This is a genomic window from Burkholderia sp. AU30280 (assembly GCF_020420125.1).
In the GTDB taxonomy this organism is placed as follows: domain Bacteria; phylum Pseudomonadota; class Gammaproteobacteria; order Burkholderiales; family Burkholderiaceae; genus Burkholderia.
This window is the reverse complement of the sequence record NZ_JAIZRY010000003.1, coordinates 428,951-444,596: the sequence shown is the minus strand read 5'-3', so window position 1 is coordinate 444,596 and position 15,646 is coordinate 428,951. Positions and strand designations below refer to the sequence as shown.

At 66.0% G+C, this 15,646-nt stretch carries 13 protein-coding genes; 11 read left to right on the top strand and 2 right to left on the bottom strand.

Annotated elements, in window-relative coordinates; genetic code table 11:
* Positions 1 to 3 precede the first annotated feature (3 nt).
* From LGN17_RS09440 to LGN17_RS09405, 8 genes are all read left to right on the top strand, one after another.
* Positions 4 to 1,173: an electron transfer flavoprotein subunit alpha/FixB family protein gene (locus LGN17_RS09440; protein WP_226196160.1), complete on the top strand. Its 1,170-nt coding sequence runs from the start codon at positions 4 to 6 to the stop codon at positions 1,171 to 1,173.
* The gene (locus LGN17_RS09435; RefSeq protein ID WP_226196158.1) at positions 1,170 to 1,955 is read left to right on the top strand and encodes an electron transfer flavoprotein subunit beta/FixA family protein; all 786 of its coding nucleotides are present in this window, start codon (positions 1,170 to 1,172) and stop codon (positions 1,953 to 1,955) included. Before LGN17_RS09440 ends, LGN17_RS09435 begins: the two co-directional genes overlap by 4 nt.
* A 52-nt stretch (positions 1,956 to 2,007) precedes the next feature.
* On the top strand, positions 2,008 to 3,249 hold the full coding sequence (locus LGN17_RS09430) for an aromatic ring-hydroxylating oxygenase subunit alpha (protein ID WP_175953115.1): 1,242 nt from the start codon (positions 2,008 to 2,010) through the stop codon (positions 3,247 to 3,249).
* A 30-nt stretch (positions 3,250 to 3,279) separates the two neighbouring features.
* Positions 3,280 to 4,428 carry a hybrid-cluster NAD(P)-dependent oxidoreductase gene (locus LGN17_RS09425; protein ID WP_226196156.1) on the top strand — a complete coding sequence of 383 codons (1,149 nt, stop codon included), beginning with the start codon at positions 3,280 to 3,282 and terminating at the stop codon, positions 4,426 to 4,428.
* Between the two features lie 133 nt (positions 4,429 to 4,561).
* Positions 4,562 to 5,425, top strand: coding sequence for a glycine betaine ABC transporter substrate-binding protein (locus LGN17_RS09420; RefSeq protein ID WP_226196154.1), 864 nt, complete (start codon positions 4,562 to 4,564; stop codon positions 5,423 to 5,425).
* 225 nt (positions 5,426 to 5,650) lie between these two features.
* Positions 5,651 to 7,306, top strand: coding sequence for an APC family permease (locus LGN17_RS09415; RefSeq protein ID WP_226196152.1), 1,656 nt, complete (start codon positions 5,651 to 5,653; stop codon positions 7,304 to 7,306).
* A 196-nt stretch (positions 7,307 to 7,502) separates the two neighbouring features.
* Entirely contained in the window at positions 7,503 to 8,120 is a 618-nt protein-coding gene (locus LGN17_RS09410; protein ID WP_226196150.1) for a TetR/AcrR family transcriptional regulator, read from the top strand.
* 166 nt (positions 8,121 to 8,286) lie between these two features.
* A complete protein-coding gene (locus LGN17_RS09405) occupies positions 8,287 to 9,279 on the top strand; it encodes a DMT family transporter (protein ID WP_226196148.1) in 993 nt (330 codons plus the stop codon).
* Between the two features lie 19 nt (positions 9,280 to 9,298).
* Here the strand turns inward: LGN17_RS09405 and purU are convergent, their stop codons facing one another.
* A complete protein-coding gene (gene purU / locus LGN17_RS09400) occupies positions 9,299 to 10,183 on the bottom strand; it encodes a formyltetrahydrofolate deformylase (protein WP_226196146.1) in 885 nt (294 codons plus the stop codon).
* A gap of 163 nt (positions 10,184 to 10,346) precedes the next feature.
* Positions 10,347 to 11,252 carry a choline sulfate utilization transcriptional regulator gene (locus tag LGN17_RS09395; protein ID WP_175953122.1) on the bottom strand — a complete coding sequence of 302 codons (906 nt, stop codon included), beginning with the start codon at positions 11,250 to 11,252 and terminating at the stop codon, positions 10,347 to 10,349.
* A gap of 263 nt (positions 11,253 to 11,515) precedes the next feature.
* On the opposite strand from LGN17_RS09395, the gene betC reads away from it, so the two are divergent.
* From betC to LGN17_RS09380, 3 genes are all read left to right on the top strand, one after another.
* Positions 11,516 to 13,051, top strand: a complete 1,536-nt coding sequence (gene betC, locus LGN17_RS09390) for a choline-sulfatase (RefSeq protein WP_226196144.1) — start codon at positions 11,516 to 11,518, stop codon at positions 13,049 to 13,051.
* Between the two features lie 45 nt (positions 13,052 to 13,096).
* Positions 13,097 to 14,062: a choline ABC transporter substrate-binding protein gene (gene choX / locus LGN17_RS09385; RefSeq protein ID WP_226196143.1), complete on the top strand. Its 966-nt coding sequence runs from the start codon at positions 13,097 to 13,099 to the stop codon at positions 14,060 to 14,062.
* A gap of 258 nt (positions 14,063 to 14,320) precedes the next feature.
* Complete coding sequence (locus LGN17_RS09380; RefSeq protein ID WP_226196141.1) at positions 14,321 to 15,460, top strand: porin; 1,140 nt, start codon at positions 14,321 to 14,323, stop codon at positions 15,458 to 15,460.
* Positions 15,461 to 15,646 lie beyond the last annotated feature (186 nt).

Genomic DNA, 15,646 nt, shown 5'->3' with positions numbered 1-15,646 from the left:
TCGATGAATACGATCAAACGAATCGATCCGCGCCGGCCGTTCATCATCACGGCCGCCGGCCTGAAGCGCATCACGCTCGGCGAGGAAGGCAGCGCCGATGCGAACGCCGTGCACGGGTCCGCGCATGGTCATGGCGCAGCGGCTGCGAAGCCACGCCGCGCGGTGCAGGATCCGAAGCACGTGATGCTGGTGGTCGCGCACGGTGAACGTGGCGCGCTCGACGATCATTCGCGGCAGGCGATCGCTGCCGCCGCATTGCTCGCCGATGCGCAGACCGAAGTCGCGCTGCTCGCGTTCGGCGAGCTGAAGGACGACGTGGCTGAATTGGGCGTCGACAAGCTGCTTGAACTCGCCGGTTTCGACCGGCGCGTGTTCGATCCTGAAAGCGAATTGCAAGCGCTGCAGGCCTGTGTTGCCGCACTCGCGCCGAAACACGTGTTCGTGCCCGACAACGCGACGGGCGACGGCGATCTCGGCCGGCGTTACGCGGCGGCCGCCGGCGCGAGCGTCGCGACGCATGTCGTCGAGATCGACGCGAAGCATGTCGGTGCGTATGCGCAGGCCGGGCGCGCGTTTGCCACCCGTGCGCTGCCCGACGTGATCCTGCTCGCGCAGAACGCGGTCGACGCGAAACTGCCGTTCGTCGGCGCGGGCGAACGCCTGGCCGCCGACTTCATCCGCCCGGCGCACGACGCCGCGCAGCCGTACCGCGATCTCGGTCTCGACGAAATCGACGCGGCCCAGGTCGCACTCGAGGAAGCCGATTTCATCGTGTCGGCCGGCAACGGCGTGTCCGACATCGGCGCGTTCGAGCGGCTGGCCGGCGCGTTCGGCGCGGCGATCGGCGCGAGCCGCGTCGCGGTCGACAACGGCCACTTCACGCGCGACAAGCAGGTCGGTGCGACCGGCAAGACGGTCGAGGCGAGCGTGTACATCGCGTTCGGCATCTCGGGCGCGGTGCAGCACCTGCAGGGGATCAAGGATTGCCGTCACGTGATCGCCGTGAACCTCGACGGCAGTGCGCCGATCGCGAAGCGCGCGAACCTGACGGTCGTCGGCGACGCGCAGGGCACGATCGCCGCGCTGATCGAACAGGTGCAGGCCGCGCGCGCCGCGCGTGGCGAATCGCCGGCCGCGGTCGGCACCCGTGAACCGGAAGGAGTTGCCGCATGAACGCCCCCCGCCCGTTGCAACGCATTGCGGTGCTCGTGTCCGTCGGCCGCCATCCGGTCAGCGGCGTCGCGCGCTATAGCCGCAACGACGCCGCCGCGCTCGAAACCGGCCGCCAGCTCGCGGAGCGGCATCGCGCGCAGCTCGACGTGATCCATGCGGGCGACCCCGCGAATGCGGCGCTTGCCGAATATCTGGCGCTCGGCGCCCGGGAGGTCGAGGTGCTGGCCTGCCGCGACGGCGACGATGCCGTGCATGCGCTCGCCGCACGCGTCGAAGACTACGACCTCGTGCTGACCGGCACGCGCGCCGAAGGCGCGTACGACACCGGGATGCTGCCGTACCGCGTCGCCGCGACGCTCGGCTATCCGCTGGTCGGCTCGGCCGTCGACGTGACGGTCGAAGGCGGCCGCGTGGTCGTCCGGCAATTTTTGCCGAAAGGGCTGCGACGTCGCGTCGACGCGGCGCTGCCGACCGTCGTCGCCGTTCATCCGCTCGCCAATGCCGAGCCGCGCTATGCGTATGCGCGACTGCGTGCCGGCGCGATCCGGCCCGCGCTCGCGGCACCCGGCACGGACGCCGACGCGGCCGCGTGGACGGTCGGCCCGGTCGAGCGTAAACCCGTAAAACTGGTCGCCGCCGAGAAGCGCTCCGGGCATGCCCGGATGCTGTCCGCGACGACGACCGAAAGCCGTGGCGGCAACGTCGTAAATGAAGGGAGTTCGGTCGAAAAAGCACAAGTGATCCTCGCGTATTTGCGCGAGCATCAGCTCATCGACTACTGATTTTGATGCCTGTCGGCAAGAACCCAGGGATGCAAGGAATCCGGAGCAAACGATGAAAGTATCGGCAGACATTCGTGCATTGATCGAGCGGCGCAAGGAAGGGTACAGCCTCGAAGCGCCGTTCTACACGAGCGAGGACATCTTCGCGCTCGACATGGAGGCGATTTTCCGCCAGCACTGGATCCAGGTGGCGATCGAGCCGGATATTCCGGAGCCGGGCGACTACGTGACCGTGGAACTGGGGAGCGATTCGATCCTGATCGTGCGCGACGACGACATGGCGATCCGCGCGTTCCACAACGTGTGCCGTCACCGCGGCGCGCGCCTGTGCAACGAGGACAAGGGCTCGGTCGGCAACATCGTGTGCCCGTACCACAGCTGGACCTACAACCTGACGGGCCAGCTGATGTTCGCCGAGCACATGGGCGAGAAGTTCGACCGCTGCAAGCACAGCCTGAAGTCGGTGCACGTCGAGAACCTGGCGGGCCTGATCTTCATCTGCCTCGCCGACGAGCCGCCCGCCGACTTCGCGCAACTGCGCGCCGAGATGGAGCCGTACCTGCTGCCGCACGATCTGCCGAACACGAAGATCGCCGCGCAGATCGACATCATCGAGGAAGGCAACTGGAAGCTCACGATGGAGAACAACCGCGAGTGCTATCACTGCGTCGCGAACCATCCGGAGCTCACCATCTCGCTGTACGAATACGGCTTCGGCTACCAGCGTTCCGACGCCAACGCCGAAGGCATGGACGCGTTCGCGGAAACATGCGTGCGGCGCGGCAAGGAGTGGGCCGAAATGGGCCTGCCGTCCGCCGAGATCGAGAAGCTGCTCGACGTGACGGGTTTCCGCACGCAGCGCCTGCCGCTCGATCGCCATGGCGAATCGCAGACGCTCGATGCGAAGGTCGCGTCGAAGAAGCTGCTCGGCGGTTTCGACAAGGCCGATCTCGGCGGGCTGTCGTTCTGGACGCAGCCGAACTCGTGGCATCACTTCATGAGCGATCACATCGTGACGTTCTCGGTGATCCCGCTGTCGGCCGGCAAGACGCTCGTGCGCACGAAGTGGCTCGTGAACAAGGATGCGAAGGAAGGCATCGACTACGACGTGAAGAACCTCACGGCCGTGTGGAACGCGACCAACGACCAGGATCGCGCGCTCGTCGAATTCTCGCAGCGCGGCGCGACCAGCAGCGCGTACGAGCCGGGCCCGTATTCGCCGTACACGGAAGGTCTCGTCGAAAAATTCTCGGCCTGGTACATCGGCCGGCTCGCCGAAAAAACCGGCGCGTAGTCGTCAGCGGAACAGCAAGCGGAGTTACACATGATGCGAGATGCGGCCCAATTCGAGCCGGTGGACAGCCGGGTCACGCGCCCGGCGTTCTGGAACGCCCTTCCCGAGCGCTGGACGAGCGACGTCGAGGAAACGCTGGTGTGCTGCCACGTGCGGCAGGAAACGCACGACGTGAAGAGTTTCTTCTTCCGTTCGCCGCAGGGCCGCTCGTTCTCGTTCGAACCCGGGCAGTTCCTGACGCTCGAGCTCGACATCGACGGCGAAACGATCAACCGCTGCTACACGATCTCGTCGTCGCCCGCGCGGCCGCACACGGTGTCGATCACGGTCAAGCGCGTGCCGGGCGGCAAGGTGTCGAACTGGCTGCACGACAACCTGCAGCCGGGCGCATCGGTGCGCGTGCTCGGCCCGGCCGGCGAATTCACGTGCGCCCGGCACCCGGCGCGCAAGTACCTGTTCCTGTCGGCCGGCTCGGGCGTCACGCCGCTGATGTCGATGAGCCGCGCGCACCATGATCTCGCCGAGGATCGCGACATCCTGTTCGTGCACAGCGCGCGCACGCCGGACGACATCATCTTCGCGCGCGAACTCGACCTGATCGCGTCGAACCACACGAACTTCCGCACGTCGTTCGTCGTCGAGCGCGTCGGCGCGCGCACCAACTGGCCGGGCGTCACGGGCTTCCTGACGCTGCCGCTGCTGAAGTTGATCGCACCGGATTTCATGGAGCGCGAAATCTTCACGTGCGGCCCCGCGCCGTACATGAAGGCCGTGCGCGACCTGCTCGACGAAGCCGGCTTCGATCGCAAGCAGTATCACGAGGAGAGCTTCTCGTTCGAAACGCTCGCGCAGACCGCGAGCGACGAGCTGCTCGCCGATCTCGCGCCGCCGGCCGACGGGACCGACACCGACACGAAGCAGTACACGGTCAGCTTCGCAAAGAGCAATCGCGAGATTTCGTGCGGCTCGGAGCAGCACGTGCTGGATGCGGCGCGCCAGTCGGGCGTGCGGCTGCCGGCCTCGTGCACGCAGGGCATGTGCGGCACCTGCAAGGTGAAGCTCGTGTCGGGGCAGGTTGAAATGAAGCACAACGGCGGCATCCGCCAGCGCGAGATCGACCAGGGGATGGTGCTGCTGTGCTGCAGCAAGCCGCTGTCCGATCTCGTGATCGACAAGTAGTCGAATCGCGCCATCGGCTGTCCGGGCGCGTCGCGTCCGGACAAGCATCCGTCGGAAAACAACGATACCGCGGATTTGTGGTTGAAGAACCTAGAGAGGCAACGCGCGCAGGCGCATATCAAGGAGATCGACCATGAAGCTGTTCGGAAAAATGTTGTGGACCGGCGCACTGTCGGCAATGCTGGCGCTGAGCGCGTCGGCGCTTGCCGATACGAAGCCCACGCTGAAGATCGGCTACGTCGAAGGCTGGGACGACAGCGTGGCGACGTCGAACGTCGCGGCGCGGGTGATCGAGAAGAAGCTCGGTTACCAGGTTCAGCTCGTGCCGGTGGCCGCCGGGATCATGTGGCAGGGCGTTGCGCGCGGCGATCTCGATGCAACGCTGTCCGCGTGGCTGCCGGTCACGCACGGCTCGTACTGGGACGAGTACAAGGCCAAGGTCGTCGACCTCGGTGCCAATTTTCCCGATGCGAAGATCGGCCTGATCGTGCCCGCGTACGTGAAGGCGAAGAGCATCGACGACCTGAACGCGGAGAAGGGCAGCTTCGGCGGCCGGATCGTCGGCATCGATGCCGGCGCCGGCGTGATGCGCAAGACCGACGACGCGATCAAGAGCTACGGGCTGAACTACACGCTGATGCCGAGCTCGGGCAGCGCGATGACGGCCGAACTGTCGCGTTCGGTCAATGCGAACAAGCCGGTCATCGTGACGGGCTGGGCGCCGCACTGGATGTTCGCGAAGTGGAAGCTGCGCTTCCTCGACGATCCGAAGAAAGTGTTCGGCGGCGCGGAGCACGTGGACAGCGTCGTGAATCCGGGGCTCGAAACGAAGGCGAAGCCGGTTGTCGCATTCCTGAAGAAATTCCAGTGGAAGCCGGGTGAAATCGACAGCGTGATGCTGGCGATCCAGAACGGTTCGAAGCCGGAAGCAGCCGCCGACGCGTGGATTGCGGCGCATGCCGACCGCGTGAATGCGTGGACGGAAGGCGTGCAATAAGCCGCGACGATACGACGCAATAAAACAACGACGAGACAGTCCGGGATTGATCGGAAGGATGCCGAAATAATCGCACTGCGATGCGGTCATATCCCGGAATTATTTTTTTGATTCTGCAGAAAACCCCGTAAATTGTTACACTACGGCCCTTGTGCGGAATCATCTGCTTTGCATCGGACCAGAGTCAGCGCTGAAGCGCTCACGCTGAACGAGAGGAGGAATTGGATGAGTCAGGCAGGACTGCGTGCGAATAGCACCAGTGATGTGGAAGCAACCATCTCACATGATTCGACAGGCCACACGCTGCATCGTGGCCTGACTTGGAAAGACGCTTTTTGGGTGACGAGCGGCGTGCCGGCAGGCGTGCTGTTCACGATCGGTGGCGTATGCGCGACGATCGGCCAGCCCGCGTGGGCGATCTGGATCGCCGCGATCACGATGGGGCTGATTCAAAGCGCGACTTATGCGGAAATATCCGGGCTATTTCCCCATAAATCGGGCGGCGCGTCGGTGTACGGCGCGATTGGCTGGGTCCGTTACAGCAAGCTGATTGCCCCGGTTTCCGTGTGGTGCAACTGGCTCGCGTGGTCGCCGATGCTCGCGCTCGGCTGCGGCCTCGCGGCGAGCTATGCGCTCACGAGTCTCTTTCCCGCCGACGCGGCGGTGCTGCACTGGCAGCTCAAGGTTGCGGATCTCGGGTTCATCAAGCCGGGTCTATCCCTGCGGATCAATGCGACGTTCATCATCGCGACGATCCTGCTTCTCATTACCTTCAAGCTTCAGCACAGCGGTGCATCGAAGGCTGCGCGCACGCAGCGCATTCTCGGCATCGCGTCGCTCACGCCGTTGTTGATCGTCGGCATCGTGCCGTTCGTCACGGGCGACGTGCCGATGTCGAACCTGCTCCCGCTGCTGCCGCTCGGTCACGACGCGCATGGCAATCTCACGGCCGCGACGTTCGGTTCGTGGAACGGCCAGGGCGTCACGATGGCGCTCGGCGCGATGTTCATGGCCGGCTGGGCGTCGTACGGCTTCGAGACGGCCGTCTGCTACACGCGCGAATTCCGCGATCCGCGCCGCGACACCGCTAAGGCGATCTTCTGGTCGGGCGCGCTCTGTCTCGTCGTGATGACGCTCGTGCCGCTGGCGTTCCAGGGTGCGCTCGGCACGCAGGCGATGCTCGATCCGGCGATCGGCGACGGCACCGGCGTCGCGGCCGCGATGGCGAAGATCGTCGGCGGCGGTGCGTGGGTCGCGAATGCGGTCGTCGTGATGCTGATGCTGTCGATCCTGCTGATCGTGATGACGTCGATGATGGGCTCGTCGCGCACGCTGTACCAGGCATCGGTGGACGGCTGGCTGCCGAAATACCTGTCGCACGTGAACGAGCACGGCTCGCCCACGCGCGCGATGTGGACCGATCTCGGCTTCAACCTCGTGTTGCTGATGATGTCGGACTACATGACGGTGCTGTCGATCTCGAACGTCTGCTACATGCTGTTCGTATTCCTGAATCTTCAGTCGGGCTGGATCCACCGGATGGATCGCGGCAACTGGGATCGTCCGTTCCGCTGCCCGACGTGGCTGCTCGTCGGCGGCGCGATCTGCGGCTACGCGAACCTCGTCTATGTCGGCGCGGGTGCGAACCTGCAGGGCGAAGGCACGCTGCGCAACGGGCTGATCGCGATGCTGCTGATCGTGCCGGTGTTCCTCTATCGTCATTACTGGCAGGATCGCGGCCGGTTCCCGGCGCAGATGCAGCGCGACATGGAACTCGAGGTGCCGAAGCGCGCGATGTGGCTGAACCTGATGCCTTACGCGGCGCTGGTCGGCGCGGGGCTGACGATCTGGCTGTCGTATTACTTTGCCTGGGTGAAGTGACGCGCCAGGCCGTGTAGCGGCGCGCAGCGTCCGGAAACCGCACACGGACGCTGCGATCGATGTCACGGCACGCGATGAAGAAAGCCCGACCGGCTGGCAAGCGGTCGGGCTTTCGTCATTCATGCCGGCGTGTGCGACGCATTCACGGAGCGTGACCGCTTGATTTTGAGAATGATCGGTTCTAATATCGGCATCCATGAGCCCGACTTCGACATCTTCCGGCGCCCGTGACAGGGGGCGCCCACGTGAATTCGACACCGACGAGGTGATCGACGCCGCTGCACGCGTGTTCTGGGAGCAGGGGTATCACGCGACGTCGATCGATGCGTTGTGCGAGGCGACCGGCGTCTTTCGCGGCAGCCTGTACCGCACGTTCGGCGACAAGCATGGGCTGCTGGTCGCCGCGTTCGACCGCTATGCGGAAGGCGCGATCGCACGGCTCAAGGAGCGGCTCTCGGCCGATCTGCCGCCGCGGCAGGCACTCCGCGAGGCGCTCCTGTACTACACGGAAATCGGTGCGCGGCTGTCGGAGCGACGCGGCTGCTTCATCACGAATTCGGCCGTCGAACTCCTGCCCGGCGACGACGCACTGCGCCCGTACATCGAGTCGACCCTGCTGCGCATCGGCACGCAATTCAGTCTGGCCGTCGCGCGCGGCCAGCAGGCCGGCGATTTCGATCGGCATCTCGATCCGGAAGAGGTCGGCCGATTCCTGCTGTGCCTGATCCAGGGTATGCGCGTGCTGGGCAAGTCGAGTGCGTCGGAGGCGGAGCTGGCATCGATCGTCGATATCGCGATGCGGGCGCTGACCTGATTTTTTTGACAATTTTGAGAATGATCGGTTTCAAATGCAGGGGATTCCGAATGTGCTCATCGCAACCGTGAAGGGCAGGCAAGGACAGCGACGTAGTTGACACGGCACTGCCGCTGCGCGCAGCCGCACCGGCATCATTTTTCAATTAATTTGGGAATGATCAGTCATGAATAACGCAACTCTCGCAGTGCCCGGTGCGAACGCGTACGGGAAAGGCGTCGTGGCCTGTATGGCCGCGACGATCCTGATGGGCGTGATGTTTCCGGTGATGACCGATGCGTTGCGGTACATCGATCCCTTTACGTTCACGTCGCTGCGCTATCTGATTGCGGGCACGGGCTTCATCGCGTTGCTGCGGATCGTCGAAGGGCCCGGTGCGTTCCGGTCGGCCGGCGAGCCCGTGGCGCTCGCGTGGCTGCTCGGGTCGATCGGTTTTTGCGGATTCGGATCGTTCGTATTCCTGGGGCAGCAACTGGCCGGCGACGAAGGCGCGCTGACCGCGTCGATCATGATGGCCACGCAGCCGATGATGGGGCTCCTGCTCAACGCCCTGTTGCGGCGTGTCGCGCCCGCGCCGGTGTCGATCCTGTTCGTCGTGCTGTCCTTTACCGGCGTGGCCCTCGTCATCACGCGCGGCGACGTGATCGCCGCGCTGCACGAACCGCAGCACTATGCGGCCAATGCGCTGATCGTCGTCGGCGCGTTGTGCTGGGTCGTCTATACGTTCGGCGCGGCGCGCTTTACCCGCTGGTCGGCGCTGAAATACACGACCTTCACGACCTGGCTCGGACTGACCACGATCGTCGCGGTCAACCTGGTGCTGATCGTCACGCACCGGATTGCGGCGCCGTCACTCGCCGCCGTGCACGCGGTGCTGCCGCATCTCGTGTACATGGGGCCGGTGGCCGGTTTCGGTGCGATCCTGCTCTGGATGACGGGCAACCGGATTCTCGGGCCGATGAACGGCGTGCTGTTCATGGACATCGTACCCATCACGGCATTCGCCGTTTCCGCGTTCACGGGCGTCGTGCCCAATCATGCACAGATCGCAGGCGCCGCCCTGACGGGCACGGCGCTGATCCTGAACAACCTGTACCTGCGGCGCAGGGCGCGTCGCATCGGCCCGACGCCCGTGCGCGCGCCGTCGGTCGCCCCATGAGCGTCGCGTCCTTCGCGCGTTACGAAAACACCACCGTCCGATCCCCGTTCAGAAACACCCGCCGCTCGATGAACGCCTTCACCGCGCGCGCGAGCGTGAGCGATTCGACGTCACGCCCCACCGCGAGCAGTTGCTCGGGGCGCAGCGCATGATCGACGCGTTCGACCACCTGCTCGATGATCGGGCCTTCGTCGAGATCGTCGGTGACGAAGTGCGCGGTCGCGCCGATCAGCTTCACGCCGCGCGCATGCGCCTGGTGATACGGCTTCGCGCCCTTGAAGCCCGGCAGGAACGAATGATGGATGTTGATCGCGCGGTTCGCGAGCTTCGCGCTCGTCTCCTGCGACAGCACCTGCATGTAGCGCGCGAGGATCACGAGCTCGGCGCCGCTCGACTCGAAGAAGTCGAGCCACTGCGCTTCCTGCTGCGCCTTCGTATCGGCCGTGATCGGGAAGTGGCGGAACGGCAGCCCGTGCTGCGCGGCGAGCGGCTCGAAGTCGGGATGGTTCGACACGATGCCGACGATGTCCATCTTCAGCTCGCCCATGCGCCAGCGGAACAGCAGGTCCGCGAGGCAGTGCTCGAGCTTCGATACCATGATCAGTACCTTGGGCCGTGCGTTCACGTCGTGGATGGCCCACTGCATGTCGCCCTGCCCGCCGCCGAGACTGGCCGCGATCGGCGCGAATTCGTGGCGCAGCGCATCGATCTGCAGCGTCTCATCCGTCGGATGAAAGACGCAGCGCACGAAGAAGCGGTTGCTGAGATCGTCGTCGAACACGTTCAGCGCATCGACGTAGCAGCGATGGCGATCGAGAAAGCCGACGACGGCGGCGACCTGGCCGGCCGCGCTCGGGCACGACAGTGTCAGGACGAATTGATCGGGGCGGTGCTCGGCGGTCATGAGACTCCTCGGGTGGCATGGGCGTACGACCGTGCGGCGGCGCACGAAAGCGCCGCGCCGCGCGGGTAGCGGGAGGCTCAAGTAAATCAGGACGATTTCGGGGCGGATAGAACCAACGCGCCGTGTGGCTGGTATCGGCGCGCCAGCGCGCGGGGGCGGCCCGTCACGCGCTCGCGCACGCGTCGAGCAGCCAGCGCCGGAACACGTGGGTTGCGTCCGGCTCGGGCCGCTGCGGCGGCCGCACCAGGAAGTAGCCGCGCGATGTGACGACCGGCGCGTCGACGAGCTTCACGAGTTGACCGGACGCGACGAGTTCGTCGACGAGCGGCGACCAGCCGAGCGCGACGCCTTCGCCGAGCAGCGCCGCATGGATCACGAGCGCGTAGCTGTTGAAGGTCACGCCGCGCGCGGCGGCCGCCGTATCGAGGCCGTGCGCGTCGAACCAGCCGGACCACGACAGCCAGCGCTCGGGGCGCGTCGGCTGCACATGCAGCAGCGGCAGGGCGAGCAGCTGCTCGGCCCGCGCGACCTGCGGGTGCGCGTCGCGGAACGCGGGTGAGCACACGGGCGTGACCGATTCCGGAAAGAGGCGCGCGGCGGTGCACGACGGCCAGTGGCCGTCGCCGAACAGGATTGCGATGTCGCCATGGTCGCGCTGCGCGTCGTAATCCTGTGACGTGACGACACGCACGTCGACATCCGGCATCACGCGCTTCAGCCCGGCCAGGCGCGGCATCAGCCAGTAAGTCGCGAAGCCGAAGTCGGTGACGATCGTGAGTGCGCCGTGCTCGCGGCGCGCACGCAGGGTCGCGGTGGCGCCGCGCAGCGTGTCGAGGCTCAGCCGCACGGCTTCGTACAGGCACTGGCCGTCGGCCGTCAGCGTGACGCCGCGCGGGCTGCGTTCGAACAGCGGCACGCCCAGTTCGGCCTCGAGCTGGAACACCTGCTGGCTCACGGCCGGCTGGGTGGAGCCGAGCTCGCGCGCGGCGGCCGTGAAGCTCGCGAGCCGGGCGGCCGATTCGAACGCGCGCAGCGCCTGCATCGACGGTAACGGTTCGGATTTCGACATAAGTCTCTCTAATGGCCCCATAAGGGCCGGACGCCTACCCGCGCGAATTCGGGCGGGCGATAGTGCTTCGGACGGTGCGGCATGCGTGCTTCATGGCGCGCTTCACAGCCCGCTGCACGGGCGGCACGCATCGCATTCCGCGATTCTAGCCAGCGCGGCCCGCCCGTGCGGCACTTTCGTCGAGCCGCTTCCGTCATGCCGGACGTCTCGCTGCGCAAGCGGCGCACCGTTCCATTCGAACACCGTTTTCCCCACGACTGCCGATGACGAACCCGACACCCAACATCCTGATCCTGATGGCCGACCAGCTCACGCCGTTCGCGCTGCCGGCCTACGGCAATCGCGTCGCGCGCACGCCGACGCTGGACCGTCTCGCCGCGCAAGGCGTCGTATTCGACGCCGCATACTGCGCGAGCCCGCTGTGCGCGCCGTCGCGTTTCTCGCTGCTGACGGGCAAGCTGCCGTCGGGGATCGGCGCCTACGATAACGCCGCCGAATTGCCGGCGCAAACGCTGACGTTCGCGCACTACCTGCGCGCGGGCGGCTACCGGACGATGCTGTCCGGCAAGATGCATTTCTGCGGGCCCGATCAGTTGCACGGCTTCGAGGAGCGGCTCACGACCGACATCTATCCGGCCGATTTCGGTTGGGTGCCCGACTGGGACAGGCCAGCCGAGCGGCCGAGCTGGTATCACAACATGAGTTCGGTGCTGGAGGCCGGCCCGTGCGTGCGTACGAACCAGCTCGATTTCGATGACGAAGTCACGTTCGCGGCGAAGCAGAAGCTGTACGACGTCGCGCGCGAGCGGGCGGCCGGGCACGATGCGCGGCCGTTCTGCATGGTCGTGTCGCTGACCCATCCGCACGACCCGTATGCGATCACCCGGGAATACTGGGATCAATACAGCGACGACGAGATCGACATGCCGGCCGTGCGGCTCGATGCAGCCGACAGCGATCCGCATTCGCAGCGACTGCGCTTCGTCTGCGAGAACGACCGCACGCCGCCGTCCGACGCGCAGATCCGCGCCGCGCGCCGCGCCTACTACGGTGCGACGTCCTACGTCGATGCGCAGTTCGGCAGCGTGCTGGCCGCGCTCGAACAGTGCGGATTCGCCGACGATACGATCGTGATCGTCACGTCCGACCACGGCGACATGCTTGGCGAACGCGGGCTCTGGTACAAGATGACGTTCTTCGAAGGCGGTTGCCGCGTGCCGCTGATCGTCCACGCGCCGGGCCGCTTCGGCGCCGCGCGCGTGCGCGGGCCCGTGTCGCACGTCGACCTGCTGCCGACGCTCGTCGACCTGGCCGGCGTCGCGCCGGCCGGCGGCTGGCCCGACCCGGTCGATGGCGCGAGCCTCGTGCCGCACCTGCACGGCACGCCGGCGCACGACGTCGCGCTCGGCGAATACCTCGCGGAAGGCGCGGTTGCGCCGGTCGTGATGATCCGCAGCGGCGACTGGAAGTACGTGCATTGCCCGGCGGATCCCGACCAGCTCTACCACCTCTCCGACGACCCGCGCGAGCTGACGAACCTCGCCGGCACGCCGGAAGCGGCCGACGTGCTCGCCGCGTTTCGCGCGCAAGCCGCGCAGCGCTGGAACCTGCCCGAGCTGGACCGGCAGGTGCGCGCGAGCCAGCGGCGCCGGCGCTTCCATTACGCGGCGACGACACAGGGCCGCATTCAGGCGTGGGACTGGCAGCCGTTCACCGACGCGAGCCAGCGCTACATGCGCAATCACATCGAACTCGACACGCTCGAGGCGATGGCGCGTTTTCCGCGCGTCGGGCGCTGAGCGTCCCGCATCGCGATCACTGACGAAAGACGGAGGAAGCGGACGATGGAACGGCAATGCAATGCAGCAATCCGGATCGGCGCGGCGCTTACCGCGGCCGCGTGCCTGATGACGACGCAGGCCGCGCGCGCGGCCGACCCGCAGACGTGCAGCGACGTGAAGATGGCGGCGCCCGGCTGGACCGACATCGATGCGACGAACGCGATGGCGGGCGTCGTGCTGAAGGCGCTCGGCTACCGGCAGGACGTGGCGAACCTGTCGGTGCCGATCACGTACCAGGGGCTCAAGAAAGGGCAGGTCGACGTGTTCCTCGGCAACTGGATGCCCGCTCAGGCGCCGCTCGTGAAGCCGTTCGTCGACGAGAAATCGATCGATGTGCTGCACGCGAACCTGAGCGGCGCGAAGTTCACGCTCGCGGTGCCCGATTACGTGGCGGCCGCCGGCGTGCATACGTTCGCCGATCTCGGGCGCTACGCGGACCGCTTCGGCGGCAAGATCTACGGGATCGAGCCCGGCGCACCCGCGAACCAGAACATCAAGCGGCTGCTGTCCGACCATGCGCTCGGCCCGGCGAACTGGTCGCTGGTCGAGTCGAGCGAGACGGGCATGCTCACGCAGGTCGAGCGCGCGGTGCGCGACAAGCGCTGGATCGTGTTCCTCGCGTGGGAGCCGCACCTGATGAACACGAAGTTCCACCTGACCTACCTGTCGGGCGGTGATGCGTATTTCGGCCCGAACTACGGCGGCGCGACGGTCAACACCGTCACGCGCGCCGGATTCGCCGGCCAGTGCGCGAACCTCGCGCGGCTGTTCCGGCAGATGACGTTCTCCGTCGACGTCGAGAACCGGATGATCGCCGACATGCTCGACCACAAGACGTCGCCCGCGCTCGCGGCGCAGCATGCGCTGAAGGCCGACCCGGCGCTGGTTGCCGGCTGGCTGGACGGCGTGACGACGGCGGCCGGCGCGCCGGGCTTGCCGGCCGTGCGCGCGGCCCTCGACGGTCACTGATTCGCTCCCTCCGGGCGGCCGGTTTTTACCGCGCCGCCGTCTACGTGTTTTCCCGACCGGTCGCATCGTGACCATTTGGTGTCGCCTTCAGACGGGTGACGCGAAATATGGGTTTGTATTTTTCGCCAATGGCTGCGTTATTGCGGAAAACGAAATTCCGAAGCCATCAGGCGTACCGAATTCGAATCCACCGGCGCATCGCGGCGCGCGCCGGAACGAGGTTCTTTCCATCGAACGGTTCAGGGAGGGTGGTCGATAATGAAGCATACGAAAGTTGCCGTAGCCGCCGCGCTTGCATGCGCGGCCTGTGTACCCGCCATCGGGCATGCGCAGAGCAGTGTGACGCTGTACGGGATTCTCGACGCGGGCATCACGTACGTGAACAACACGGGCGGCTCGCACGTGGTCAAGTTCGACGACGGCGTCGCGTACGGGAACCGCTTCGGCCTCAAGGGCACGGAAGATCTCGGCGGCGGCCTGAAGGCCGTGTTCACCCTCGAGAGCGGCTTCCATCTCGGCAACGGGCAGCTCGGCTTCGGCGGCGCGGAGTTCGGCCGGCAGGCGTATGTCGGCCTGCAGAACGACTGGGGCACGCTGTCGTTCGGCAACCAGCTCGACATCACGAACGAACTCGTGTCGATCTACAACATCTCCGCGTGGGGCAGCGGCTATGCGATCCACCAGGGCGACTTCGACCGCTTCAACGGCGACCGCCTGCCGAACTCGGTGAAGTTCCTGTCGAACGACCTCAGCGGCTTCAAGTTCGGCGCGATGTACTCGTTCGGCAACGTCGCGGGCAACTTCCATCGCAACAGTGCGTGGAGCGCGGGCGCGAGCTTCACGAAGGGCGACTTCTCGATCGGCGCCGCTTACACGCGCCTGAACAACCCGAACGGCATCTATGCGTTCGACCCGTACGCGATGATCGGCACGCACACGTTCCTCGGCCAGCAGACCGTCACCGTCGATCCGGCGACCGGCGCACGCACCGACCTGTTCGCGAACACGCCGATGGACATCGACAGCCAGGGCACGTTCGGCGTCGGCTCGAGCTACACGATCGGCAAGCTGACGCTCGACGCCAACTTCTCGTACACGACGATCAAGGGTTTCGGCCAGTCGTCGCACATGCAGGTCTATGAAGGCGGCGGCTCGTACCAGTTCACGCCGGCATTGAGCCTGATTGCCGGCTACCAGCACACGCGCTTCGAAGGCCATCACTGGAACCAGGGTACGGCGGGCCTGCATTACCTGCTGTCGAAGCGCACCGACGTGTACATCTCCGGCGACTACCTGCGCGCGTCGCAAGGCGTCGATGCGGTGATCGGCTACAGCTTCACGCCATCGACGACGCAGACGCAGGCCGACGTGCGGATCGGGATGCGGCATTCGTTCTGAGCGGGGTGGTGTGGGACGGCGATGTCTTCAGCGAGAGGTCTCTCTTTGGCGCGAACCGAGGTTCGCGCTTTTTTTTGACGGGTGTAATCGGGTATCAGATCCGCGTGGGTCAGCGCCGGCTGCGTGGCTACCGCCCCGGGATCGTCACCGGGAACGGCTGTCCGATGGTATTGACCGTTGCCGTCC

What these genes read in the sequence shown, in the direction of transcription:
- LGN17_RS09415 (WP_226196152.1), top strand. Translation starts at nt 5,651, where the DNA reads ATGAGTCAGGCAGGACTGCGTGCGAATAGCACCAGTGATGTGGAAGCA.
- LGN17_RS09435 (WP_226196158.1), top strand. Translation starts at nt 1,170, where the DNA reads ATGAACGCCCCCCGCCCGTTGCAACGCATTGCGGTGCTCGTGTCCGTC.
- LGN17_RS09440 (WP_226196160.1), top strand. Translation starts at nt 4, where the DNA reads ATGAATACGATCAAACGAATCGATCCGCGCCGGCCGTTCATCATCACG.
- LGN17_RS09420 (WP_226196154.1), top strand. Translation starts at nt 4,562, where the DNA reads ATGAAGCTGTTCGGAAAAATGTTGTGGACCGGCGCACTGTCGGCAATG.
- choX (WP_226196143.1), top strand. Translation starts at nt 13,097, where the DNA reads ATGGAACGGCAATGCAATGCAGCAATCCGGATCGGCGCGGCGCTTACC.
- LGN17_RS09430 (WP_175953115.1), top strand. Translation starts at nt 2,008, where the DNA reads ATGAAAGTATCGGCAGACATTCGTGCATTGATCGAGCGGCGCAAGGAA.
- purU (WP_226196146.1), bottom strand. Translation starts at nt 10,183, where the DNA reads ATGACCGCCGAGCACCGCCCCGATCAATTCGTCCTGACACTGTCGTGC.
- LGN17_RS09380 (WP_226196141.1), top strand. Translation starts at nt 14,321, where the DNA reads ATGAAGCATACGAAAGTTGCCGTAGCCGCCGCGCTTGCATGCGCGGCC.
- betC (WP_226196144.1), top strand. Translation starts at nt 11,516, where the DNA reads ATGACGAACCCGACACCCAACATCCTGATCCTGATGGCCGACCAGCTC.
- LGN17_RS09395 (WP_175953122.1), bottom strand. Translation starts at nt 11,252, where the DNA reads ATGTCGAAATCCGAACCGTTACCGTCGATGCAGGCGCTGCGCGCGTTC.
- LGN17_RS09425 (WP_226196156.1), top strand. Translation starts at nt 3,280, where the DNA reads ATGATGCGAGATGCGGCCCAATTCGAGCCGGTGGACAGCCGGGTCACG.
- LGN17_RS09405 (WP_226196148.1), top strand. Translation starts at nt 8,287, where the DNA reads ATGAATAACGCAACTCTCGCAGTGCCCGGTGCGAACGCGTACGGGAAA.
- LGN17_RS09410 (WP_226196150.1), top strand. Translation starts at nt 7,503, where the DNA reads ATGAGCCCGACTTCGACATCTTCCGGCGCCCGTGACAGGGGGCGCCCA.